Here is a 23,704-nt window from a genome sequence, read left to right as displayed (position 1 = left end):
ACCTCCAGTGCAGTTCGCGTTCAGCCTTGGCGCAGGACAGGCTCAGCCGGGAGGCCAGGACGTGTACAGGTACGGCGTCGTGGTCGTCAGCGGCAGGAAGCCGAGTCGTTCCAGGATCGGCCGGCTCTGGTCGGAGGCGTCGACCTGGAGGTAGCGGTAGCCGCGGGCCCCGGCGGCCCGGGCTCGGTGGGCCACCAGGGAGCGGTAGATGCCCCGGCCGCGCCAGCCCCGCACGGTGCCGCCGCCCCAGAGGCCGGCGAAGGGGGTGCCGGGCACGAGTTCCATGCGGGCCGCGCTCACCGGTTCGTCGCCGGCCATCGCCACGACGGCGACGACGGCGTCCGGGGCTGCCGACAGCCGGGCGAGGAGCTGATGGCGCAGCCAGGAACTGTCCGCGCCGAACGCGTCCTCGTGGACGCGGGCCACGAGATCGACGCCCGCCGGGTCGGTGACCGGCTCGACGCGCACGCCCTCGGGCGGTTCGGCGTCGAGGGCGACCGCGGCGGCCTCGCCGATCATCAGCGTCTCCGCAGGCTCCGGCGTGAACCCGGCCGCGCGCAGCCGCCGTCCGAGGTCCGCCGGCCGGTCGTGCCCGTAGAGCTTCCACTCGAAGCCGAGACCGAGCCCCGTGTAGTGGCCGATCTGTGCGGCGATCGCCGCATCCGCCCCGGCCTCGTCGAGGTCGGACCACACGATGCCGTTCCAGTCCTGCGCGGCGGCGACCTGGCGGACGACGCCGCCGGTCCGCTCGACACGGGCGCCGGGGCCGTCCGGGCGCGCTCCCGCACGCACATCACGGTCGAAGAGCGCGAGCAGCTCGGCATGATCCATGCTCCCACCTCAGCAGGCACCGGGCCGGGCGGCAACGGGTTTTGCGGTGCGGCCACCGGCCCCCCACCTCGCCACCACCCCCGGCCCCGTTCCTTTCCCGCCGACGGCCGGCGCCATAGGGTCCTGTCGATCACGCCGTCTCGGGAAAGGCCTGCCGCATGGCCGTGAAGGACATGGAGATGCCGCACCTGCGCCGCTGCGTGGAGCTCGCGGCCGAGGCCCTGGAGGCCGGGGACGAGCCGTTCGGGTCGGTCCTGGTGGGCGGGGACGGCACCGTCCTCGGCGAGGACCACAACCGGGTGGCCTCGGGCGACCGCACCCGGCACCCCGAGTTCGAGCTGGCCCGCTGGTCGGCGGCGCACCTCACGCCCGCGGAACGGTCGGCCGCCACGGTCTACACCTCCGGCGAGCACTGCCCGATGTGCGCGGCCGCGCATGCCTGGGTCGGCCTCGGCCGGATCGTCTACGTCTCCTCGTCCGAGCAACTCGCCTCCTGGCTGGCGGAGTTGGGTGTCCCCGCACCACTGGTCCGGCCACTCCCCGTACACGAGGTGGCGCCCGCTGTAATCGTGGACGGCCCAGTTCCGGAACTCGTCGATCGCGTCCGGGAGTTGCACATCAGGTTCCACCACGGGCGCGGCTGAGGCCCGGCACGGGCCGGGGCGGGCACCTGTCCGAGATGCAGGGCAGCTCGGGCGAACCTACGATCGTTTTCAGTTGGACCATGCGTAAGACCAGGCGTACGCGCCGGTCTCCCCGACGGGGGGAGGCACATGTCCTCATTGCCGGCACGACGGCTCATGGCCGTCTACGTCGTGCTGGTCACGGTCACCACCGTCGTGTACATGACCGTGCCGGTGATGATCCCCGTGATGTGGGCCGTGATGGGGCTGGCCGGGGTCGCCGCCGTCCTGATCGGCACCCGCCTCCACCGGCCCGCCCACCCGTGGCCCTGGTGGGTCCTGGCGGCCGGCCTGCTGGTCTTCATCGCGGGCGACACGTACTACTTCGTGATGGAGCAGTATCTGGGGGCCTCCAACCCGTTCCCGTCCCCGGCCGACGCCTGCTACCTGGCCATGTACCCGCTCATCGCGCTCGGCCTGTCGGGGCTGGTGCGTCACCGGTGGGCCGGTCGCGACCTGCCGAGCCTGCTCGACGCGCTGATCGTCACCGCCGGCCTCGCACTGCCCGTGTGGGTCTACCTGGTGCAGCCGCTGACCGTGGTCGAGGGTGTGACCTGGCAGCAGCGGGCCATCAGCATCGCCTACCCCCTCGGCGACATCCTCGTCCTGGCCCTGCTGGTCCGGCTGCTCACCCCCAGCCCGGTCAACGGTTCCAATCGCGCCGTACGCCTGCTGGTCGCCGGCACGGTGACCCTGCTCGTCACCGACATCGGCTACGGGATCCTGCAGTTGAACGACGTGTGGGAGACCGGCAGCCTGCTGGACCTCGGCTGGGTCGCCTTCTACACCGCCTGGGGCCTGGCGGCGCTGCATCCGTCCATGGTCGAGCTGACGGCCTCCGTGCCCCAGCGGGAATCCCTGCTGCCGCCGCCGCGCCGGCTGGTCATGCTCGCCGTGGCCACGCTCATCGCCCCGGGGATCCTGCTCTGGGAGGGGCTGAGCGGCCAGACGCGGGACGCCGCCGTGATCGCGGCCTTCTCGGGCGTGCTGTTCCTCCTGGTGATCCTCCGGCTGGCGGGGATGGTCGTCGCACATCGCCGTGCGGTCCACAGGGAGCTCGCCCTGCGGGGGGCCGCCGCGTCGCTGGTCGCCGCCTTCCGTCAGGAGGAGGTGGACCAGTCCTGCCGAGCGGCGGTCGACCGGCTGATGGGTCCGGACGTACCGCACCGGACCATGCTGCTGCCGCGGGAGCGTGCGGCGGACCTGGGCGCCCGCGACACCCGGCTGGTGAGCCCGGCCGCCCTCGACCCCGGCATCTGCACCGGACTGAACGGCCTGCCGTCAGTCCTGGCCTGCCCCATGACCCAGCCCGACCGTCCCGCCGGGGCCGTGCCGGGCGTCCTGCTGGTCGCCGCCCCCGAGCGGCAGCTGAACGAGACCCGGAGCTCCCTGGAGATCCTCGCCTCGCACGCGGGTCTGGCCATGGAGCGGGTCGCGCTGCGGCAGGAAGTGGTCCGGCGGGAGAACGAGGCGTACTTCCGCACCCTCGTCCGCAACACCGCCGACGTGATCCTGATCCTGGAGGACGACGACACCATCCGGTACGCCAGCCCCTCGGCGCGGTCCGTCTTCGGCACCGACGACCTCGTGGGGGTCCCGCTGCCGGAGCTGGTGGATCCGGACGACCGGGACCGGGCCGCGCGGGGACTGACCGCCGTACGGGACCGGGGGCCGTGGGCGGGGCACGATCACTGGTGGGTGCGGCGCCGGGAGGGGCGCGTCGAGGTGGAGGTCCGGTTCAGCGACTTCCGCGACGAGCGCACCGTGTCCGGTCTGGTGGTGACCCTGCGGGACGTGACCGAGCAGCGGCGGCTCGAACAGGAGCTGACGCAGCGGGCCTTCCACGACTCGCTGACCGGTCTGCCCAACCGGACCCTGCTGCTGGAGCGGATCGAACGCGCCCTGCTCCGCGGGCGCCGCGAGTCGTCCCTGACCTGTCTTCTCTTCATCGACCTCGACGACTTCAAACTGGTCAACGACACGATGGGGCACGGCGTCGGCGACCATCTGCTGGTCGCGGTCGGCAACCGGCTGTCCCGGGCGCTGCGGCGCACCGACACCGCGGCCCGGCTCGGCGGTGACGAGTTCGCCGTGCTGATGGAGGACGCCAAACAGCCGCTGGACGCGGAACTGCTCGCGGCCCAGGTGATCCAGACGCTGAGCCGGCCCTTCGACCTGGCCGACGAGTCGGTGACGGTGTCCGCGAGCGTGGGTGTGGCCACCGCGCGCGACAGCACGGACGCGGAGGAGCTGCTCGGCCATGCCGACCTCGCGCTGTACGCGGCGAAGGCGGCGGGCAAGCGGCAGTGGCGCCGGTTCAAGCCGCTGCTGCGCAGCCGCATGGTGGAACGGCACGATCTGCAGTCCCAGCTGGCCCAGGCGATCGCCGACAAGGCGTTCGCGCTGCGCTACCAGCCCGTCGTGGACATCTCGGCGGGCGAGGTGGTGGGGTTCGAGGCGCTGGTCCGCTGGCCGCACGGGCAACGGCCGCCCGTCCTGCCGGACCAGTTCATCAGGCTGGCCGAGGAGACCGGGCACATCTCCTCGCTCGGCGCATGGGTGCTGGAGAACGCGGTCAGCGACATCGTGGACCTGCAGCGCCTGCCCGGGCCTGCCCGTCCTCCGTACGTCAGCGTGAACGTCTCCGCCCGCCAGTTCCGCGACGCCGGGTTCATCGAGCAGGTCGGTGAGGCGCTGAGCACACCGGGGCTGGAGCCGGGCTCGCTGCAGCTGGAGCTGACCGAGACGGTCCTGCTGCAACGCGACGACCGCCTGCAGACGGTGCTGAACACGCTCAAGGAGCTCGGGGTGCACATCGCCGTCGACGACTTCGGCACCGGCTTCTCCTCGTTGCGCTACCTGCGGGACTTCCCCATCGACGTGTTGAAGATCGACAAGTCGTTCATCGACGACATCGTGCGCGACGCCCAGCAGGTCGCCCTCGTCGAGGGCATCGTGCGGATCGCCGACACCCTGGGCCTCCAGGTCGTCGCGGAGGGTATCGAGGACGCGGCCCAGCGGGATCTGCTGGCCGGGATGGGGTGCCGGTTCGGGCAGGGGTACCTGTTCGCCCGGCCGATGACGGTGGAGCAGAGCGCGCGGGTGCTGCGGGAGCCGAGCGCCCGTCCGTTCTCGTCGCCGCCGGCGCGGCGGCCCCGGGTCGACGCCGCCCGGGGACGCCGGGAGGCACGCTGGGCGGATCTGGAGCATCTGCGGCGCACCAGCCCGATGAGCGACGCGGTCCTGGACGAGGTGCGCGGGCGGCACATCCGCAGCGGCGACCACTGGCTGATCGACTTCGCGTCGTGCAACTACCTGGGCTTCGACTGGGAGCCGGAGGTCATGGGGGCCGTCGAACCCGCCGTGCGCCGCTGGGGCACCCACCCCAGCTGGTCACGCCTGCTGGGCAGTCCGCGGCTGTACCCCGACATCGAGGAGCGGCTCGCCGCACTGCTGGGCGCGCCGGACACGCTGCTGCTGCCGACGCTGACGCTGGTGCACTCCTCGGTGATCCCCGCCATCGCCGAGGACGGGCACGTGTTCGTGGAGGCGAGCGCGCACCGCACGGTCTACGACGGCTGCGTGGTGGCCCGGGCCCAGGGCGCCACCCTGCACCGTTTCCACGCCGAGCGGCTCGACGAACTGCAGGCCCTGCTGGCCGGCGTGCCGCCGGGGACGCCGCGGCTGGTGTGCCTGGACGGCGTCAACAGCATGAGCGGCAACATCCCCGACCTGCCGGCGCTGGCGGCGGTGTGCCGCTCGCAGGGAGCGACGCTGTACGTCGACGACGCGCACGGCTTCGGCGTGATCGGGGAGCGCGGGCCGGACGAGCTGTGCCCCTACGGCATGCGCGGCAACTGCGTGGTGCGGCACACCGGGGAGTCGTACGACGGGATCGTGCTCGTGGGCGGCTTCTCCAAGGCGTACTCGTCCCTGCTGGCGTTCCTCGCGCTGCCGCCGGAACTGAAGAACCGGCTCAAGACCGCGGCGGCCCCCTATCTGTACTCGGGTCCGTCGCCGACGGCGTCACTGGCCACGGCCCTGGCAGGGCTGGACATCAACGACCGCAGGGGCGACGTGATCCGGGCCGATCTGTACCGCAAGACGGTCCGGGTACTCGACCACCTGGAGGGCATAGGAGTGTACAGCCTGAACTCGGACCGGCTGCCGATCGTGGAGGTACCGCTGGCGAACCCCGCGGACCTGGACGCGGTCGCCGCGTTCCTGTGGGAGGAGGGCATCTACGTGACCCTGGCCGCCTACCCGCTGGTCCCGCGGGACCGGGTGGGTTTCCGTGTCCAGCTCACCGCCCTCAACTCCGACGAGGACATCGACCGTCTCAACGCGACGATGACCCGGTTGTCGGCACGTTTCCCGCTGCGGCTGAAAGGCTAGAGGGCCATGACGACGCACAACGACGACGTGGACTGGGACCGCTGGCCGGTCGCCGACTACCTCGCGGAGAACTACCGCGAGGTGCACGCGTCGGACGCTGCGGTCATCGCGCACCACTCGGCGTTCTACCGGAGGCTTCCCCCCGGCGGCATCGCCCGGTCGGTGGAGTTCGGGGCGGGCCCGAACCTGTATCCGCTGATGCTCGCCTCGGCCGCTTGCCGCAGGATCGACGCCGTGGAGGCCGGGGCGAGCAATGTCGCCTACCTCGAGGACCAGATCTGCCACCGTCTCGACGCGAGCTGGCTGCCCTTCCACGCGCTGTGCCGGAGCCTCAATCCCTCGGTGCCCCCGACGCTGGCGGGGGCGCTGGCCCCGGTGAACGTCGTCCACGCCGATGTCCGGTCCCTGCCGCCGGGCACGTACGGACTGGCCTCCATGCACTTCGTCGCCGAGAGCGTCACGGAGGACTTCGCCGAGTTCGCCGACTTCTGCCGCACCTTCGTCCGCACGGCCCGGCCGGGCGGCCACCTGATCGCCGCGTTCATGGAGAACATGCCGACCTACCGGATCGGGCCTGCCTCCCGCTGGCCGGGCTGCCCGGTGAACCCGGCGACCGTCACGGAGGTCTTCGCACCGCTGACCCGGGACCTGGACGTGACCCACATCGACATGGACCCGACCCTGCCGGACTACGGTGATTCGGGGATGGTGCTGCTCACGGGGGTGGCGGAGGCGGCGTGACCGCTGCCGGTCAGCCGTCCGCCCCGGGCCGGAACCTCCGGCGCAGCACCACTCCCCCGGCGACCAGCGCCGCGCCCGCCGCGACCGACTGGAGGGCGTGATCCGTGCCCGTGTGGGCCAGGTCGCCCCTGGCGTGCGGAACGGTGCGCGGGGCCGGTTCCGGGGCGGGGTGGGTCCGGGGCGGCGCGGCCGGCTCCGGCTCCGGCTCCGGCTCCGGCTCCGTAGGGTGCCGGGGGCGGACCGGGTCGTGGTCGCCGGGGCCGTTCGAGGACGCGTTGCCGGTCGCCGGGTTGCCGATGCCCACCACGTTCACCGGGTTGCCCGTGACGTTGGCGGGGAGGTCGACCGGCAACCGCACGCCGTTGCCGGAGACCACTCCGGGGGAATCCTTTCCGCTGCCCTCGGCGACCGCGCCGCCCGGCCGCCCGGCCCGCCCGTCGTCCTTCTCGGCGCAGCCGTTGCCGGCGGCGGGATTCAGGAGCCCCACCACGTTGACGGTGTTGCCGCACACGTTCACCGGGATGTGCACCGGCAGCTGGAGGGTGTTGCCGGATACCGTTCCCGGCGAACCGGACGCCGAGCCGTCCGCACCGGAACCGGCGTACGCGGGGACGGTCACGGCCATCGCGCCCGAGGCGGCGGCGACGGCGATCACTCCGTTTCGGGTAACCCTTCGCATGGGACCCCTGCCTTCCAGACATCGTCGGCGGGCACTCACCCGCATCGGGGAGAACGCCGGGCTCCCGGTCCGAGTTATGGCTTATCCGCCTTTCACTCCATCGAGCGGGCAGGTTGTCGAACTAGCGGTAAAGCCCTTCGTACGCGGGTTTCGCGCACGGAGGGCACAGGGGCGGCGGACCGGGCGCGCGGCTCGCCGCACGGTGCCGTCCGCCCGGAGGCGAGGCTTCCGGGGCGCGCTTATGGTGAGCGAGGGCACCGATCCGGTCCGCTGCGGGACGTCCCGCGTACCTGGAGGCATCGATGCTGGCCAAGCTGTCCACGCGCCCCTCGATACGGCGCTGCGCGGTCACCGGCACGGCCGGGCTGGCCCTGCTCGGCACGGCCTTGCCGGCCGCCGACGACCCGCCGCCCGGCCTCACCCGCTTCTACGACCAGAAGGTCACCTGGTCGAGATGCCCAGGCATGGACATGCCCAAGGACCTCCAGTGCGGGAAGGTCACCGTCCCGCTCGACTACGCCAAGCCGGGCAAGGGGACCCTCGACCTCGCCGTCGCCCGCTACCGGGCCACCGGCAAGTCCCGGGGCTCGCTCCTGCTGAACTTCGGCGGCCCCGGCGGCCAGGGGGTGGCCCAACTCGCCATGGGCGGCAAGGACTTCATGGGCCTGACGAACGGCTACGACGTCGTCTCCTTCGACCCCCGCGGCGTCGGCCGCTCCTCGCCCGTCAGCTGCGGAAACGCCTCGGACAACGCCCTGGACGCGACGGACGGCAACGCCGACGTGACCGACCCCCAGGCCGTGCTCGAAGAGCTCCGGGCGGCGGCCACCGAGTGCACCGAGCACTCGGGTCCGGTCCTGCCCCACATCGGCACGGTCAACGCCGCCCGCGACCTGGACGTCATGCGGGACGCCCTCGGCGACGACAAGCTCAACTACCTGGGCTTCTCCTACGGCAGCCGGCTCGGCGCGGTGTACGCGGCCCAGTACCCCGAGAAGGTCGGCAGGATGGTGCTGGACGGCGTCGACACCCTGACCGAACCGCTGACCGACCAGGGGGTGGCGAGCGCCCAGGGGCAGCAGACGGCGCTGGAGAGTTTCCTGACCTGGTGCACCGAGGACATCGCCTGCCCGTTCGGACGGAATCCCCGAGAGGCCCGGGAACACGTCGTGGAGGTGGTCGAGTCGCTCGACAAGGACCCGCTGCCGACCGATTTCGGTGAGACGTTCACCGGTCAGGACTTCGCGGGCGCCCTCGGGCAGGGCCTCTACAGCAGGGAGCTGTGGCCCTCGCTGCAGCGGGCCGTCGGCCAGCTGCTCGAGGACGGTGACACCCGCGGCCTGGAGGCGTTTCTGTCCGGCGGCTTCACCCTGCCGCTGCGGCGCACCCCGCACGCCGGACTCACCAACCCGGCGGACATCCCCCTCGACAACCTGCCGGCGGCGCTGATGGCGGTCAACTGCGCCGACGATCCCGACCGCCCCTCCGCCGCGCAGGTCACCGAGGACCTCGGCCGGCTGCGCGCCCGCTACGAGCAGGCGTCACCGGTGTTCGGCCAGTACCGGCTCACCCAGGTACTGATGTGCTACGGGCGCCCCAGAGGCACCGACTACATCCGCGACGACGTCAAGGACGTCGAGACGCCGCGGATGCTGCTGGTCGGTACCCGGGGCGACCCGGCCACGCCGTACCGCTGGACAGTGGAGACGGCCAGGCGGCTCGGATCGTCGGCGGTGGTGCTCGACAACCGGGGCGAGGGCCACACCGGCTACGGCTCGTCCAAGTGCGTGCACGGAAAGGTCGACGCCTTCCTGCTGTACGGGACCCTGCCGCCGGACGGCAGCTCCTGCGGCTCCGACCGCGACGACGAATGAGATCGTTCACCCCAAATGCCCCCATGCCGAATTCGCTCTATCGTTCTGTCATGGAGCACGTTCTGAGTCCCGCGACCCTGTCCGAGCTGCGGCGCCCGCGCCCCTACCCCGCGGTCTCCGTGCTGACCCCGACACACCGGCGTGATCCCTACAGCGCCCAGGACCAGGTCCGGCTGCGCAACGTGGTCGCCGAGGCCAAGCGGCAGCTGGAGGCCGATCCGGCCGTCACCCGCGAGCGACGCACCGAGGTCGCCGGGCACCTCGACCGGGCGCTGGCCGAGGTCGACCTGGCCCATGCCGAGGACGGCCTGGTGATCTTCGCCGCCCCGGGCGAGCACCAGGTGTGGTCGCTGGCCCGGCCCGTCCCCGAACGGGTGGTGCTCTCGGACACCTTCCTCACCCGCAACCTGGTCTCCGCCCAGACGGCCGGGCGGCCGTTCTGGGTCCTCTCGCTCGCCGCGGACCGCGTCACGCTGTGGAACGGCGGCGTCGACCGGGTCTCCGCCGCCCGCGTCGGCGGCTTCCCGCTGACCCGGCGCGTGGAGAACTTCGACCCGGAACGGCAGCAGCGGATCGGCGACATCCCGAGCGCCTTCCGTGAGGAGCGCACGCGCCAGTTCCTCCGCGAGGCCGACATCGCGATGGGCGCCGTGCTGCGCGACCACCCGAGAAGGCTCTACGTCACCGGTGAGCCGGCCGCCCTCTCCCTGCTGGAGGAGGTCGGCGTCAACGCCCGGGGTGCGGTGCACGTCCCGCACGGCGGCCTCGCGCACGGGACCCCCGAAATGGTCTGGCAGGCCGTGCGGCCGGTGGTCGAGGCGGAGGCCCGCAGGAGCACGGACGCCGTGACCCGGGCCCTCGAAACGGCCCGCGGGCGGCGGGAGTTCGCGGCCGGTGTCGACGAGCTGTGGCAGAGCGCCCGGGAGGGCCGCGTCCGGCTGCTGGCCGTCGAGGAGAACTACCGGGTGACGGTTCGCGACGCCGGGGACCATCTGATCCTCGCCGAGTCCGGCGACCTCGACTCCCGGGAGGACATCGTGGACGAGATCGTCGAGCAGTGCCTGGAGACCGGGGCGGACGTCCGCTTCGTACCGGACGGCACGCTCGGTGATGCGGACGGGATGGCCGGGGTGCTGCGCTACTGACTTATGACCCGCCCGGCAGACCCGCCCGGCGGACCCACGCCGCAGACTCGAACAGAGTACCGTCGAACATCCGAATCAACCTCGCACCGATGCCCCGACGGGTCATCAAATCCCGTGTGTACTCTACGACTTGGACCTCCGAGCAGTGACCTCGGAGCCTACCTCGGAGTAACTCCGCGAGACGGTGGCATATGCCAGAAGCACCACCGTATCGTGTGTCGCCGAATCCCTTACAGGGCGTCGCGGGCTGTGCAACAGTCGTAACGGTCCCTCCGTCAGCCTTGGTCGTACCGTCCCCGCATCGGAGTGCGTCATGCCGTCCCACCTCTCCGCGGACCGCCCAGCCGCCCAGCCGCCCCCGCGCGGCTCGGTCGACGCGCTCATCTCGCAGACGCGGCGGCTCAAGGGCGACGTGGACGCGGTGCGCCGCGATTCCGAGGAGGAGGGAGCCGATCACCCGCGCGTGCGCTGGCAACGCGCCCTGTACGACCTGGCGCTGCACCAGCTCAACGATCTCGACGAGCACCTGGCCCAGCTGCGGGACGGCCCCCTGCCCACGGCCGCCGGCCCGGAACCCGCCGCGGCAGCACCGGGTTCGCTGCTCAGCCGGGTCGGCAGCGCCGAGTGGAACCTGCTGACGGACCAGGCGAGTTGGTCCGGGGAGCTCTACCAGATCCTGGGCCGCGCCCCGGCCACTCCCCCGCTCACCCTCGACGAGCTGCCGTCGCTGGTGGTGGAGGAGGACCGGCCGAAGCTGACGGCGATGGTCACCAGCTGCCTCGTGGACGCCAGGCCCATCGACGGCGAGTTCCGCATCGCCCGCCGAAGCGGCGACGTAAGGACCCTGCACATGATGGGCGAACCGGTGCTCGACGCCGACGGCAGCACCGCCTCCATGTGGGCCGTGCTGCGCGACGTCAGCGAACTGCGCCGCAGCCAGCGGGTGGTGAGCGAGACCCGTGACTCGCTCCGCCACCGGCAGCGGGCCGCGCGGAGCGAGCAGCGGCTCGCGGTCGAGCCGCAGGAGGCCGCACTGCCACCGTGGCGCGGCTCCCTGCGGCTCCCGCACCGCGGCCCCAGGACCCTCGACCTCGCCTCCCGCCACCTGCCGGCCTCCACGGCCACCCTCATCGGCGGCGGCTGGTACGACGCACTCGAACTGACCGACGGCGAAACGCTCCTCAGCGTCGGCGATCTCACCGGGCAGGGTGTGGGCGTCACATCGGACATGACCATGCTGCTCGGCGCGGTACGCGGCATGGCGATGGCCGGCGCACAGCCGGGGCAGTTGATGGCCTGGCTGAACCAGTTACTCGACGCCACCGTGCAACCCGCCTTGGGCAGCGCCGTCTGCTGCCGGTACCGGCCCGCGACCCGGGACCTGGTGTGGGCACAGGCCGGACACCCCGCCCCGCTGCTGTTCCGCGACGGGACGGGGCGGGTGCTGAACGCCCCGGACGGCGTCCTGCTCGGCACCACCTCGGGCGCCGTCTACGGGCAGGCCGAGGAGACACTCGAACCGGGCGACCTGCTGCTCCTGCACACCGACGGACTGGTGCCCGGGCACACGGGGCCGGCGGCCGCACGGCTGCTCCTCGGCCTGGCACCCCGTCTGACCGGGAACCGCACCGCGGAGGAGTGTCTGCGGAGCGTGGTCGAGGAGTTCGGCGAGGGCGAGCGCGAGGACAACGCCTGTGTGCTGATGGTCAAGGTCACGGCGTAGGAACTCAGGCCTGTGCGTGGTTGCCGCCCCTGCCCTTCGGCTTCGGCAGGGCGAGTTTGATCTCCTCCCGCAGCTCCTGGATCCTCGGGTAGCCGGAGTACTCGGCCGTGAGCCGGTACATCTGGCGCAGCCGGTCCCAGGTGCGGTGGGAGGAGTTCGATCCCATCGACACCAGGGCCAGGCGTGCGTACCGGTCGGCCTGTTCGGGGTCGTCCGCGATGAAACAGGCCGACGCCATCGACAGGTAGTCGAAGATCTTCGACCGCTGCCTGCCGTCGACCCGCAGGGCGAGGGCCTTCTCCGCGTAGTGCTGGGCGTGTGCCGCCGCGCCCGGCTCGAACTCGGCGAGCGTGCGGTACGCCAGGGCCTGCATGCCGTACAGGTCCTCCTCCTTGAAGGTCTGCATCCAGTCCGGCGGCGGGACGTCGGCCTTGTCGGAGACGAACAGATCCTCCGCCCGCCCCAGTGTGCGGCGCATCGCCTGGCCCTTGCCCATCGACGCCTGCGCCCATGCCTCGATGGTGCAGAGCATCGCCCGGGTGCGGGGCAGCACCTCGTCACCCGAGCCGGACGTGGCGAGCCTCATCAGCTCGAGGGCGTCGTCCGGCCTGCCCAGGTGCACCATCTGGCGGGCCGCGCGGGACAGGGCCTCGCCCGCGCGGGGCCGGTCCCCGCCCTCTCTGGCCGCGTGCGCGGCGATGACGAAGTACTTCTGGGCCGTGGGCTCCAGGCCGACGTCGTGCGACATCCAGCCGGCGAGCACGGCGAGGTTGGCGGCGACGCCCCACAGGCGCCGCTGGAGGTGGGGTGGGTGACGGTAGGCGAGCATGCCGCCCACCTCGTTGAGCTGGCCCACCACGGCCTTGCGCTGGAGCCCGCCGCCGCGGGCCGCGTCCCAGGCGCGGAACACCTCGACCGAGCGCTCCAGTTCCTCGATCTCCTGCGACCCGATGGGGGCGGCCTCGTAGCGGTCGAACCCAGCGGGGTCGGCGCGCAGGGGATGGTCGAGGTCGGGGGCGTCGACAGCCAGGGAAGGGTCGGTGTGCAGCCAGTCGTACATGGCGCTGCTGAGTGCGGATCCCGCGGCGAGCGCGGCGCCCGCGCCCACCAAGCCGCGTCGGTTGAGCATGAGGTCCATTCCCGTGAATTCGGTGAGGACCGCAGCCGTCCGCTCGGGCGCCCACGGCACGCCGTCGGGAGCATCGGCGCTCCCGCCGCCCTGCCGTTTCCCCGCACGCCCGTGCCGGACCAGACCGAGGTCCTCGATGGTCACGACACGGCCGAGACGCTCGGTGAACAGAGCCGCCAGCACCCGCGGCACCGGATCGCGCGGGATCTCTCCCGTGTCGATCCACCGCCGCACCCGGGAGGTGTCGGTCGACAGCTGGGGATGGCCCATGGCCGCCGCCTGCCGGTTGACCAGCCTCGCGAGTTCGCCCTTGGACCAGCCGGCCAGGCCGAACAGGTCCGCGAGCCGGGTGTTGGGTTGTCCGCTCACGTCAAGCCCCCAGGTTCTCGGCTGAGTTGACAGTAGCCCGGGGAGACTTGCCGGGCGACTATTCGCCAGGGTTCGCCAGGGTGCGCCAGATGGTGTGCCACGGGCCGTCCGGTGTCAGGTAGGAACGCGCCACCCCGCCCCGGTCGCCAGGGACACTCCCCAGGGTCCTCCCGGGTGTCCGGGCCGGGTGATGCGCTGTCGTCGCAGGCACACGAAGGGATCTGTTTCGCCCATGTACGCAGCATCGTCCTCCGTGTCCGCACCGCCCCGGTCGCTGCACCCGCGTCCCACGGACAGCGGCCCCTACCTCGCCCCCGCGCGGTCGGCGGCTCCCGTGCTCGGTGCGGGGCGGGCTCGGCGCGGCGCGGTCCTCGGCACCCAACCGCTCAGCGGGAGAATCGACTTGTCCGGCCCCCAGGGCGCGCAGCTGCGCACGGCGATCGCGTCCGTGCACCGCATCTGCCCGGAGTTCGCCCCGGTGCAGGTGCTGCGCCGCACCGGACGGTCCGTGCTCCTGGTCGGCACGACCGGTCGCAGCACGGCTGTCGCCAAGTGTTTACTGGACCACTCGCCCGCCTGGTCCGAGCGGATCCGCCACGAGATAGCGGCGTACCGCTCGTTCGTCCGGCACCGCCCACCCGTGCGGGCGCCGAGACTGATCGCGGCGGACCCGGACAACTGCACCCTGGTGATCGAGCGGATGCCGGGCCGGGTGGCGGCGCTCCAGCGGCACCCGGCGGAGGCGCCGCCCCGGGCGGACATCAGAGCGGCGCTCGGCGCGATCTGCCGGCTGAACGCCTGGCGGCCCCCGGCGGGTACGTTCGACGCGCCGCTCGACTACGCGGCCCGGATCTCCCGGTACCACGAGCTGGGCCTGCTCACCGACCGGGACCTGGGTGATCTGCAGAAACTGCTGCACGGGATCGCGCAGGCCTCCGGACGGCAGGGCATGGGCCAGTTCTGCCACGGCGACGCACTGCTGTCGAACATGCTCCTGTCACCGGCCGGTCCAGTGCTGGTGGACTGGGAGCACGCGGGCTGGTACCTGCCGGGATACGACCTGGCGACCCTGTGGTCGGTGCTCGGGGACGCACCGGTCGCCCGTCGTCAGATCAGCCAGATCGCGCAGTCGGCGGGGCCTGCGTCCAGGGACGCTTTCCTGGTGAATCTGATGCTGGTGCTGACCCGTGAGATCCGCACCTACGAGACGGCCGTGCAGCGTTCGATGCACGATCCGGCCCCGGCGGCACCGGGCACGGCCCACCCGGGTGCTGCGCCGACCGGCGAGGAGCAGAGGCTGCTGCTGCGGCGGCTGCACGACGACTGCCAATTGGCCCGGCGCGCCGTGCGCGCGGCGGTCGGCACTCGCTGACGGGGACGAAGGGGCCGTTGTCCACCTGTTCAGGTGGACAACGGCCCCTTCCTGTGCGGCCGGTCGGGCTCAGCCCTGCTGGAAGAGCTCCGCGGGGAGCGGTTTGAGAAGGGCGTAGAGGTCGTCCGTGATGGGGCGGTCCCAGGCGGCGATGGTCACCAGGACGTTGTCGCTGCGGTCGAACTGCACGCAGGAGATCCGGCTCTCGGAGAGCTTGACGCGGCGCACGATCAGCAGGTTGTCGCCCTGCATCACCGGGACGTCCTCGGTGCCGACGACGGTGACCTCATCGTCGTTCTCCAGCGCCAGGAGCAGCTGGGCCACCTCGAAGGGGACCTGTCCCTCGGGGACCTCACGGGCCGGGGAGCCCTCCGGCAGATTGCCGATGATCATCGCGGGGCCGCGGCCGCCGAACAGGTCGTAGCGCAGGAAGACACCCTGGCAGGTGCCGTCGGGCGCGGGCAGCAGTCCCGCACCCAGGTTGCCGGGCCAGTCACCCGGGTCCATGGCCAGTACGTCGAAGTCGGGCCCGGCGGGAGTGGCGCTGCGGCGGCGGAGGAACGACATGTCGCCCATGGTACGTGCCCCGGCCTGCGAAGCGCGGGGCGGGCGGCGGCCCGGGGGCCGGGTGGACGCCCTGTGCGGGGGGGGTGGTGACGGGGCACCCCGCCAGGTGCCGGCCGCCCGGGCGGTCGCCTCGTGCCGGGTGTGGTGACGGGCCACCTGCACGGCGCCGGCCGGTCCAGGCCGTCTCCGTGTACCGGTGTGCTGCCGGGCCGCCCGCGTGGCGCCGGTCGGTCTAGGTGGTCGCCTTGTGCCGCTGGTGGTGCCGGGCCACCCGGGCGCGGTTGCCGCAGGACGGCTTGCACCACTCCTGGCGCGGGTGTTCCTTGAGGAAGTACCGCACGCAGCGCGGCGCGTGGCAGGCCCGCAGCCGGTCGCGGTCGGGACTCGCCAGAAACGCGATCACGGCGTGGGCGAGGGCCGCGGTCAGGTCGTCACCGGCACCGACGGGTCGCCGGCGCACTTCCGGGGTCGCGCCCTCGTGCCAGTCCAGCAGCGGCACGGTGGGGGTGCGGGCGGCGGCCTCGTTCAGTCGCCGCACCGCTTCCGGCAGCGGCAGGAGCCGGGCCGCGTCCGCGGGGCTCGGCTCGCCGGGGCGCACGGCCCGGGCGAAGAGCGCGCGGACGGCGGCCCGCAGCTCGCGCACGGCGGCGAGTTGCGCGGCGTCGGCGGTGAGCGCGGCACCGTCGCCGTCGGCCGGCCGCTGTGCCGCGATCCGGCCGTCGGCCGTGTCGCCGCCGACGGCCGGCAGGGCATCGCGATGGGCCCGGACCCACGCGGTCAGGCCTGCCACGTCGGTCAGGTCGTCGGCGACGCCGCCGCTGCCGTCGTGCCGGATGGTGAGGGCCAGGTCCAGGGCGAGCCGGGCGTCCCCGCTGATCGGTTCCCGCATGCGGCTAATGATAGGCCCGGCCGTATCCATTACCTCGAGCTCAGGTCGCCGAAGGCGACGGCGGCACGACGGCGACCGGGCTCACCGCGTGCAGCAGGACCGCGTGGGTGACCGAGCCCATCATGCGGACGGGTGACAGCAGACGCCGCTGGTGACGTCCCACCACGACGAGGTCGGCGTCCAGGGACGCCGCGACGAGGTGGCCCGCCGCGTCGCCCGCGGACGGGAGGATGTCGACCGGGACTTCCGGGTGCCGCTCGCGGTAGGGGGCGAGGAAGCCGTCGGCGAGGACCCGGGTCTCGTCCTCGATGACGTCCTGGTCGACGACCGGCGGGGGCATCTCGCCGGGCATCATCCAGGGCTGCGCGGGCCACGGATAGGCGGCGACCGCCTGGAGCCGGGCATCGCGCCGGGCGGCCTCGGCGAAGGCGAACCCGAGTGTGGCCTCGTCGGGGCCGTCGGCCTTCAGGCCGACGACCACGCGCGAGCCGGGACCGCCTGACACCTCGCCGTGGGCCTCGCGCCCGGGCCGGGGCACCACGACGACGGGGCATTCGGCGTCCCGGGCGGCGGCCATGCTGGTGGAGCCGAGCAGCAGGCTGGCGAAGCCGCCCCGGCCGCGGGAGCCGAGCACCAGCAGTTGCGCACCGGCTCCCAGTCCGGGCAGGACGGCGCCGGCCGCGCCGTCCAGGCCGACGTACTCCGTGTCCGGCTGGTCCGCGCGCCCCGCCAGGTGAGTGCGGACCTGGTCGATGACGGGATCGTCCTGCGGGTCCGTCTGCAGGGCCGCCAGCACGTCGGACTGTGCCCAACGGGCGTGCTGGCGGACATGCACCACGCGCAGGGATGCCGCGCGCCGGCGGGCGGCGTCGACGGCCCATTCCAGGGCGCGCAGGCTGTCGTCCGAACCGTCGACCGCCGCGACGACGGGCAGGGTGCTCATGGGTTCCTCATTTCCGGGATCCGACCGTCCCCTCCCTGGGCCAGCCTGACTCAGGCGGCGGCTCCGGGAAGATGCCTCCGGTCGCGTGTCCGGAAATGCGGGCGGAACACCCCCGGATCGGCCGTCGGGCCGCGGCCGTCCGGAACGGTTCGCCCCGTCGTCAGGTGAGGTCGAACTCCCCCTCCCGCGCTCCTGACACGAACGCGCCCCACTCGGCGGGGGTGAAGATCAGCGATGGGCTCTCCGGGCGGGCACTGTTCCGCATGGCGATGAAGCCCTCCACGAAGGCGATCTGCACATCCCCCCGCCCTCGGCTGCTGGACTGCCACTGTGCGTCCGTGAGGTCAAGCTCCGGCTTGTCCCAGCCTGCGAGCGGGCGCTGCTGGGTGGTGGTCTCGGCCACGTCGGTGCTCCTCCCGATTCGTCGTCCGCGGCCAGCCTAGCGATCGTGTCCCACGGCCAACAGGGCATGTGAGGGGGACCTTTCAGGACTCCGGGGGACGGTCGCCCACGAGCCACATCGAGAAGAACTGCGATCCGCCGCCGTAGGCGTGGCCGAGGACCCGGCGGGCCCCGTCCACCTGGTGTTCTCCGGCCTGCCCCCGCACCTGGAGCGCCGCCTCCGCGAAGCGGATCATGCCCGAGGCGCCGATGGGGTTGGCGGAGAGCACACCGCCCGACATGTTGACGGGCAGGTCCCCGTCCAGCTCGGTCACGCCCGCCTCGGTGAGTTTCCAGCCCTCGCCCGCGTCGGCGAACCCGAGGTTCTCCAGCCACATGGGTTCGTACCAGGAGAACGGCACGTAGATCTCGGCGCCGTCGATCTCGCGGCGGGGGTCGGTGATGCCGGCCTGCCGGTAGACGTCGGCCGCGCAGTCCCGGCCGGCCTGCGGGGAGACGAAGTCCTTGCCGGCGAAGAGGGTCGGTTCGCTGCGCATGGCACCGCCCAGCATCCAGGCGGGTGGTCGCGGTGCCCGGGCCGCGCCCGCACGGTCGGTGAGGATCATGGCGCAGGCGCCGTCGGAGGAGGGGCAGGTCTCCGAGTAGCGGATCGGGTCCCACAGCATGGGCGAGGACATGACCCTGTCGAGGGTGATGTCGTGTTCGTGCAGGTGGGCGTAGGGGTTCTTGAGCGCGTTGCGGCGGTCCTTGTAGGCGACGCGGGCGCCGATCGTCTCGGGTGCGCCGCTGCGGCGCATGTAGGCGCGGATGTGCGGTGCGAAGAAGCCCCCGGCCCCGGCGAGCAGGGGCTGCTGGAAGGGGATGGGCAGGGACAGGCCCCACATGGCGTTCGACTCGGACTGCTTTTCGAAGGCGAGGGTGAGGACCGTGCCGTGGACGCGGGCGGCGACGAGGTTCGCCGCGACGAGCGCGGTGGATCCGCCGACGGAGCCTGCGGTGTGGACGCGGAGCATGGGTTTGCCGACGGCGCCGAGGGCGTCGGCGAGGTAGAGCTCCGGCATCATGACGCCCTCGAAGAAGTCGGGCGCCTTGCCGATCACGACGGCGTCGATGTCGGCCCAGGTCGACTCGGCGTCCTGGAGGGCGCGTTGCGCCGCCTCCCGGACCAGTCCGGCGAGGGACACGTCCCGGCGTGCCGCGACGTGCCTGGTCTGGCCGATGCCGACGACGGCCACGGGCTCCTTGCTCATCGTGGTTCCCCTTCGAGTACGGCGACCAGGTTCTGCTGGAGGCAGGGGCCGGACGTGGCGTGGGCGAGGGCGCGGTCGGACGCGCCGCGATGGATGCGGGCGGCGGCCTCGCCGATGCGGATGAGCCCGGCGGCCATGATCGGGTGGGCGGCGAGCGCTCCCCCGGACGGGTTCACGTCCACGTCCTCGCCCAGCCGGAGGGCCTTGCGCAGGACGATCTCCTGCGCGGTGAAGGGCGCGTGCAGTTCCGCGGTGTCGACGGGGCGCTCGAACGCTCCGGCGCGCTCGGCGGCCAAGCGGGCGGACGGCGAGTCGGTCAGGTCGCGCACACCTATGGCGTGGGCCTCGATGCGGTGGTCGATGCCGCGGATCCAGGCCGGGCGTGCACACAGCTCACGGGCCCGGTCCCCCGCCGCGAGGACCACGGCGGCGGCCCCGTCGCCGATGGGCGGGCAGTCGCCGGTGCGCAGGGGCTGGACGAGGTAGTCGCCCTGCGGCACGGGGCCGCGCAGCTGTGCGTGCGGGTTGGTGCTCGCCGCCGCGCGGTTGCGGGAGGCGACGGCGGCGAGGGCGGTCTCGTCGGCGTCCCCGGCGTCGATGAGGGCCTGCGCCTGGAGGGCGGCGAGGGCCACGGAGTCGGGCCACAGGGGTGCCACGTAGTAGGGGTCGAGCTGGCGGGTGAGGACGTCGCGGACCGAGCCGGGCGAGGACTTGCCGTACGCGTAGACGAGGGCGGTGTCGGCGTCGCCGGTGAGGAGTTTCGTCCAGGCCTCGTACAGGGCCCAGGCGCCGTCCATCTCGACGTGCGACTCGGAGATCGGGGGCCAGGCGCCGACACCGTCGAGGGCGAGGGTGAAGGAGAAGGCGCGGCCGGCGAGGTAGTCGCTGGAGCCGGAGCAGGTGAAGTCGATGTCGGCGGTCTTCAGACCGGTCCGGTCCAGGACCTCGTGCAGCACCGGCATCAGCATCTCCACCTCGGAGAGGTCGTCGCTGGTGCGCCGGTGGTCGGTCTGGGCGAAGGCGACGACGGCGATCTCGCGGTCCGGCGGTGGGCTCGTCACAGCAGCTCCTTGTAGGTGTCGTAGTCCGCGTCGGGTTCGCCCGTGGGCCGGTAGTGGTCGGGGTAGCGGGCTCCCTCGGTCCACACGGGCTCGACCCGCAGCCCCATGCGGACCTCGCCGTACGGGATGCCGCCGATCCGGCCGTGCAGGGCCAGACCGGCGCCGTCGAGGGCGATGTGGGCGTAGACGTACGGCACCTCGATGTCGAGGTTCTTCGCCTTGATGTTGACGATGCAGAACGTCGTCACGGTGCCGCGCGGACCCACCTCGACCTGTTCGGACGTGGTCACGCCGCAGGTGGGGCACGCGCCCCTCGGCGGGACGTACACCTGGCGGCAGGACGGGCAGCGCTCGCCGACGGTCCGCCGTCCGGAGAGGGCGTTGATGTAGGCGGTCTGGGCGCGGCCGGGCGAGTAGGTGTAGTCGAGGCGCGCGGCGGCGACGATGCCGGTGACGGGGTCCTCGAACTCACCGGTGTGACCTGCCGGTTCGGCCCGGCGGCCGTCGTGGGGCTCGAAGCAGGCGATGTCGGTGATGGCGCCGGTGCGTTCGTCCGCCCAGCGGACGCGGACCGGCATGCCGGTGTGCACGGCCGCGGGGCCGGGGGCGTCGAGGGCGTGCAGGAGGGCGGTGTCGGCGCCGTCGAGGCGGACCAGGACCCAGGCGAAGGGGGTGGTGAGGGGCTGGCCGCGACGGGGGACGGGGTTCCAGGCCCAGGTGGTGACGGTGCCGGTGGGGGCGACCTCGACGAGGTCGCGCAGTTCGTCCGCGGTGACGGGGTCGTACTCGACGGGCGGGACGAGGACCCGGTCGTCGCGGGTGCGGACGCCGAGGACGACGCGTTCGCGCAGGCCGGTCAGGAAGGCGCTCTGGACGGGCCCGAGGGAGCGGGTGAAGGGAAATTCGACGACGAGCGGCGCCTTGAGAACTGCGGACATCGAGGGCCTGCCTCCTTCGGGATCGGCGTGCACGGGGCGTGCCCCCTCAGGGGCGCGGGGAACTGCGCGTCGGCCGCCGACGCCCGCAGCCTGGGACCGGCCACGGCCGGCGCGGGGCTACGCGCGCCTGTAGACGGGGGGTCGCTTCTCGGCGAAGGCGCGGGCGCCCTCCTTGGCGTCGGCGGTGTCGAAGACGGGCCAGCCGCGGGTGAGTTCGGCGGCGAGGCCGTCGGACTCGGTCATCTCGGCGCTCTCGTACACGGAGGCCTTGACGGCTTCCACGGCCAGCGGGCCGCAGGTGTTGATCCGTTCGGCGATCTCCAGCGCCCTCTCGCGTGCCGTGCCGTCGGGGACGACATGGCCGATCAGGCCGATGGCGAGGGCCTCGCGGGCGCTGTAGGGGCGGCCGGTGAGGAGCATCTCCAGGGCATGGGTGCGCGGGATCTGGCGTTGCAGGCGGACGGTGGAGCCGCCGATGGGGAACAGGCCGCGCCGTACTTCGAACAGGCCGAAGGTCGCGGACTCGGCGGCGACGCGGATGTCGGTGCCCTGGAGCATCTCGGTGCCGCCCGCGACGCAGTGCCCCTCGACGGCGGCGATGACCGGCTTGCGCGGGCGGTGGTGGCGCAGCATCGCCTTCCAGTGCAGGTCCGGGTCGGCCTCGAGCCGGTCCCGGTACTCCTCGCCCGCCATGCCGTTTCCGGCGAGCGCCTTGAGGTCCATGCCGGAGCAGAACGAGCCGCCCGCGCCGGTGAGGACGATCGAGCGGACCGAGTCGTCAGCGTCGGCCTCCAGCCACCCGTCGTGGAGGCCGACGAGCATCGGCAGTGAGAGCGCGTTCCTGGCTTCGGGTCTGTTGAGCGTGAGCACCAGTGTGGCGCCTTCGCGCTGCACGGTGAGGTGTTCCGTCCCGCCCATGGCGAACTCCCCTCTCAAGGAACGAGAACAGGTTGCAGTAGTGCGGGAGGCACTTCAAGGGTTTTCTGACATACAGTCAGATTCTTTCGCGCGGACCCTTCCCAGTTGGCCCGCCCTTTGCTCTGATGACCGGCGAACCGTCCGATGCCAGGCACGCCCGGGGTCAGGAGGAGCGGTGGAGTACAACCTTGCCGACCTGTTCGAGTCGGTCGTCGACGTCGTCCCCGGCCGTGAGGCGCTGGTGTACGCCGACCACCCCGGCACGGGCGCCGAGCGCCGCCTGACGTACGCCGAGCTGGACGCCGCGGCCAACCGTGTCGGTCACCACCTGCTCGACAGCGGGATACGCCCCGGGGAGCACCTCGGGCTGCACCTCTACAACGGCGTGGAGTACCTGCAGACGGTACTGGGGTGCCTGAAGGCGCGGATCGTGCCCGTCAACGTCAACTACCGTTACGTGGAAGAGGAGTTGGTGTACCTCTACCGGGACGCCGACCTGGCGGCGCTGGTCTTCGACGCCGAGTTCACGGACCGGGTGGCGGCGGCACGGCCGCGGGCGGAGAAGCTGCGGCAGCTGATCCGGGTGGGTCTTCCGGCACAGGGGGCCGCGGAGCTGCCCTGCGCGGAGTTCGCGCAGGTGGAGTCCGCGGGATCGGGCGAGCGGGGTTTCCCGGCCCGCTCGGGCGACGACCAGTTCATCATCTACACCGGTGGCACGACCGGGATGCCCAAGGGCGTGATGTGGCGGCAGGAGGACCTGTTCTTCGCGGGGCTCGGCGGGGGCGCCCCGACCGGGGAGCCGGTGAAGAAGCCGGAGGAGCTCGCCGAGCGGGTCGCGGCCGGCGGGGCGGGGATCACGTTCTTCCCGACGGCTCCGCTGATGCACGGCACGTCCACCCTGACGGCTTTCATCGGCTTCAACTTCGGGCAGCGGGTGGTGATCCACCGCAGGTTCGTGCCCGAGGAGGTGCTGCGGACCGTGGAGAAGGAGAGGGTCAGCAGCATCTCGCTGGTGGGGGACGCCATGCTGCGGCCGCTGGTCGACGCGCTGAGCGGGCCCCTGCGGGACATCGACCGCTCGTCGCTGTTCAGCGTGTCCTCGTCCGGCGCGATCATGTCGGACACGGTGCGCCGGCAGTTCCGGGAACTGGTGCCCAACGCCATGCTGCTGAACAACTTCGGCTCCTCGGAGTCGGGATTCAACGGCACGGCGACCGAGGACTCCGGGCCCGAGCGGGGCTTCCGGGTGCGGGTCAACGCCCGTACCCAGGTGGTCGACCCGGTCACGTACGGGCCGGTGGCGCCCGGCGAGGTGGGCCGGATCGCCCAGTGCGGACACGTGCCGCTCGGCTACTACAACGACCCTGCCAAGACCGCCGCGACCTTCTTCGTCAGGGACGGCGTGCGGTGGGTGCTGCTCGGCGACATGGCCACCGTCGACGAGGAGGGCGTGGTCACCGTGCTCGGCCGCGGCTCGCAGTGCATCAACACCGGCGGCGAGAAGGTGTACCCGGAGGAGGTCGAACAGGCCCTCAAGTCCCACCCCGACGTCTACGACGCGCTGGTGGCCGGGGTGCCGGATCCGCAGTGGGGTCACCACGTGGCGGCCGTGGTGCAGTTGCGCCGGGGGGCGGCGCGGCCGTCGCTGGAGGACATCCGGACGCACTGCCGCGACCGGCTGGCCGGCTACAAGATCCCGCGTCAGCTGGTGATCACCGAGTCGATCCGGCGGTCGCCGAGCGGCAAGGCGGACTACCGGTGGGCGCGGGAGGTGGCGGTGACGGCGGACGGGTGA

General features: G+C 72.5%; 19 protein-coding genes. 8 read left to right on the top strand and 11 right to left on the bottom strand.

Annotated features, from left to right (window positions below):
- Positions 1 to 42: 42 nt before the first annotated feature.
- Positions 43 to 831, bottom strand: a complete 789-nt coding sequence (locus AB0937_RS07235; RefSeq protein ID WP_366710079.1) for a GNAT family N-acetyltransferase — start codon at positions 829 to 831, stop codon at positions 43 to 45.
- A gap of 158 nt (positions 832 to 989) precedes the next feature.
- On the opposite strand from AB0937_RS07235, the gene AB0937_RS07230 reads away from it, so the two are divergent.
- The 3 genes from AB0937_RS07230 to AB0937_RS07220 all read left to right on the top strand — a co-directional run bounded on the left by AB0937_RS07230 (position 990) and on the right by AB0937_RS07220 (position 6,650).
- Positions 990 to 1,475, top strand: a complete 486-nt coding sequence (locus tag AB0937_RS07230; protein WP_366710078.1) for a nucleoside deaminase — start codon at positions 990 to 992, stop codon at positions 1,473 to 1,475.
- 156 nt (positions 1,476 to 1,631) lie between these two features.
- Positions 1,632 to 5,909, top strand: coding sequence for an aminotransferase class I/II-fold pyridoxal phosphate-dependent enzyme (locus AB0937_RS07225; protein ID WP_366710238.1), 4,278 nt, complete (start codon positions 1,632 to 1,634; stop codon positions 5,907 to 5,909).
- Between the two features lie 6 nt (positions 5,910 to 5,915).
- Positions 5,916 to 6,650, top strand: coding sequence for a class I SAM-dependent methyltransferase (locus AB0937_RS07220; protein WP_366710076.1), 735 nt, complete (start codon positions 5,916 to 5,918; stop codon positions 6,648 to 6,650).
- Positions 6,651 to 6,660: 10 nt separating this feature from the next.
- On the opposite strand, the gene AB0937_RS07215 is transcribed toward AB0937_RS07220, so the two are convergent.
- Complete coding sequence (locus AB0937_RS07215; protein ID WP_366710074.1) at positions 6,661 to 7,329, bottom strand: chaplin; 669 nt, start codon at positions 7,327 to 7,329, stop codon at positions 6,661 to 6,663.
- A gap of 302 nt (positions 7,330 to 7,631) precedes the next feature.
- Here AB0937_RS07215 and AB0937_RS07210 point away from each other — a divergent pair, with 302 nt between their 5' ends.
- From AB0937_RS07210 to AB0937_RS07200, 3 genes are all read left to right on the top strand, one after another.
- Complete coding sequence (locus AB0937_RS07210; protein ID WP_366710072.1) at positions 7,632 to 9,203, top strand: alpha/beta hydrolase; 1,572 nt, start codon at positions 7,632 to 7,634, stop codon at positions 9,201 to 9,203.
- A 50-nt stretch (positions 9,204 to 9,253) separates the two neighbouring features.
- Positions 9,254 to 10,348 carry a chemotaxis protein gene (locus AB0937_RS07205; RefSeq protein WP_366710071.1) on the top strand — a complete coding sequence of 365 codons (1,095 nt, stop codon included), beginning with the start codon at positions 9,254 to 9,256 and terminating at the stop codon, positions 10,346 to 10,348.
- Positions 10,349 to 10,661: 313 nt separating this feature from the next.
- Positions 10,662 to 12,071 (top strand): SpoIIE family protein phosphatase, encoded by a 1,410-nt coding sequence (locus tag AB0937_RS07200; RefSeq protein WP_366710070.1) that lies wholly within the window; start codon positions 10,662 to 10,664, stop codon positions 12,069 to 12,071.
- A gap of 4 nt (positions 12,072 to 12,075) precedes the next feature.
- Here AB0937_RS07200 and AB0937_RS07195 read toward each other — a convergent pair whose 3' ends face one another.
- A complete protein-coding gene (locus tag AB0937_RS07195; protein ID WP_366710069.1) occupies positions 12,076 to 13,569 on the bottom strand; it encodes a hypothetical protein in 1,494 nt (497 codons plus the stop codon).
- 232 nt (positions 13,570 to 13,801) lie between these two features.
- Between AB0937_RS07195 and AB0937_RS07190 the strand changes: the two genes are divergently transcribed.
- On the top strand, positions 13,802 to 14,941 hold the full coding sequence (locus AB0937_RS07190; protein WP_366710067.1) for an aminoglycoside phosphotransferase family protein: 1,140 nt from the start codon (positions 13,802 to 13,804) through the stop codon (positions 14,939 to 14,941).
- Positions 14,942 to 15,010: 69 nt separating this feature from the next.
- On the opposite strand, the gene AB0937_RS07185 is transcribed toward AB0937_RS07190, so the two are convergent.
- From AB0937_RS07185 to AB0937_RS07150, 8 genes are all read right to left on the bottom strand, one after another.
- The gene (locus AB0937_RS07185; protein WP_366710065.1) at positions 15,011 to 15,508 is read right to left on the bottom strand and encodes a hypothetical protein; all 498 of its coding nucleotides are present in this window, start codon (positions 15,506 to 15,508) and stop codon (positions 15,011 to 15,013) included.
- 232 nt (positions 15,509 to 15,740) lie between these two features.
- A complete protein-coding gene (locus AB0937_RS07180) occupies positions 15,741 to 16,397 on the bottom strand; it encodes an ABATE domain-containing protein (RefSeq protein ID WP_366710064.1) in 657 nt (218 codons plus the stop codon).
- Positions 16,398 to 16,437: 40 nt separating this feature from the next.
- Entirely contained in the window at positions 16,438 to 17,340 is a 903-nt protein-coding gene (locus AB0937_RS07175; protein ID WP_366710063.1) for a universal stress protein, read from the bottom strand.
- A 160-nt stretch (positions 17,341 to 17,500) separates the two neighbouring features.
- Positions 17,501 to 17,743, bottom strand: a complete 243-nt coding sequence (locus tag AB0937_RS07170) for a DUF397 domain-containing protein (RefSeq protein WP_234848283.1) — start codon at positions 17,741 to 17,743, stop codon at positions 17,501 to 17,503.
- A gap of 82 nt (positions 17,744 to 17,825) precedes the next feature.
- Positions 17,826 to 18,992: a thiolase domain-containing protein gene (locus AB0937_RS07165; RefSeq protein WP_366710062.1), complete on the bottom strand. Its 1,167-nt coding sequence runs from the start codon at positions 18,990 to 18,992 to the stop codon at positions 17,826 to 17,828.
- Entirely contained in the window at positions 18,989 to 20,053 is a 1,065-nt protein-coding gene (locus tag AB0937_RS07160; protein ID WP_366710061.1) for a thiolase domain-containing protein, read from the bottom strand. Before AB0937_RS07160 ends, AB0937_RS07165 begins: the two co-directional genes overlap by 4 nt.
- Entirely contained in the window at positions 20,050 to 20,991 is a 942-nt protein-coding gene (locus tag AB0937_RS07155) for an OB-fold domain-containing protein (RefSeq protein ID WP_366710060.1), read from the bottom strand. The genes AB0937_RS07160 and AB0937_RS07155 overlap by 4 nt, the downstream gene beginning before the upstream one ends.
- Before the next feature lie 117 nt (positions 20,992 to 21,108).
- Entirely contained in the window at positions 21,109 to 21,909 is an 801-nt protein-coding gene (locus AB0937_RS07150; protein ID WP_366710059.1) for a crotonase/enoyl-CoA hydratase family protein, read from the bottom strand.
- A 175-nt stretch (positions 21,910 to 22,084) separates the two neighbouring features.
- On the opposite strand from AB0937_RS07150, the gene AB0937_RS07145 reads away from it, so the two are divergent.
- Positions 22,085 to 23,704: an acyl-CoA synthetase gene (locus AB0937_RS07145; RefSeq protein WP_366710058.1), complete on the top strand. Its 1,620-nt coding sequence runs from the start codon at positions 22,085 to 22,087 to the stop codon at positions 23,702 to 23,704.

The organism is Streptomyces sp. NPDC047880 (genome assembly GCF_040706515.1).
In the GTDB taxonomy this organism is placed as follows: domain Bacteria; phylum Actinomycetota; class Actinomycetes; order Streptomycetales; family Streptomycetaceae; genus Streptomyces.
Note: the sequence above shows the minus strand (reverse complement) of the source record. Positions and strands in the feature narration are given on the sequence as shown.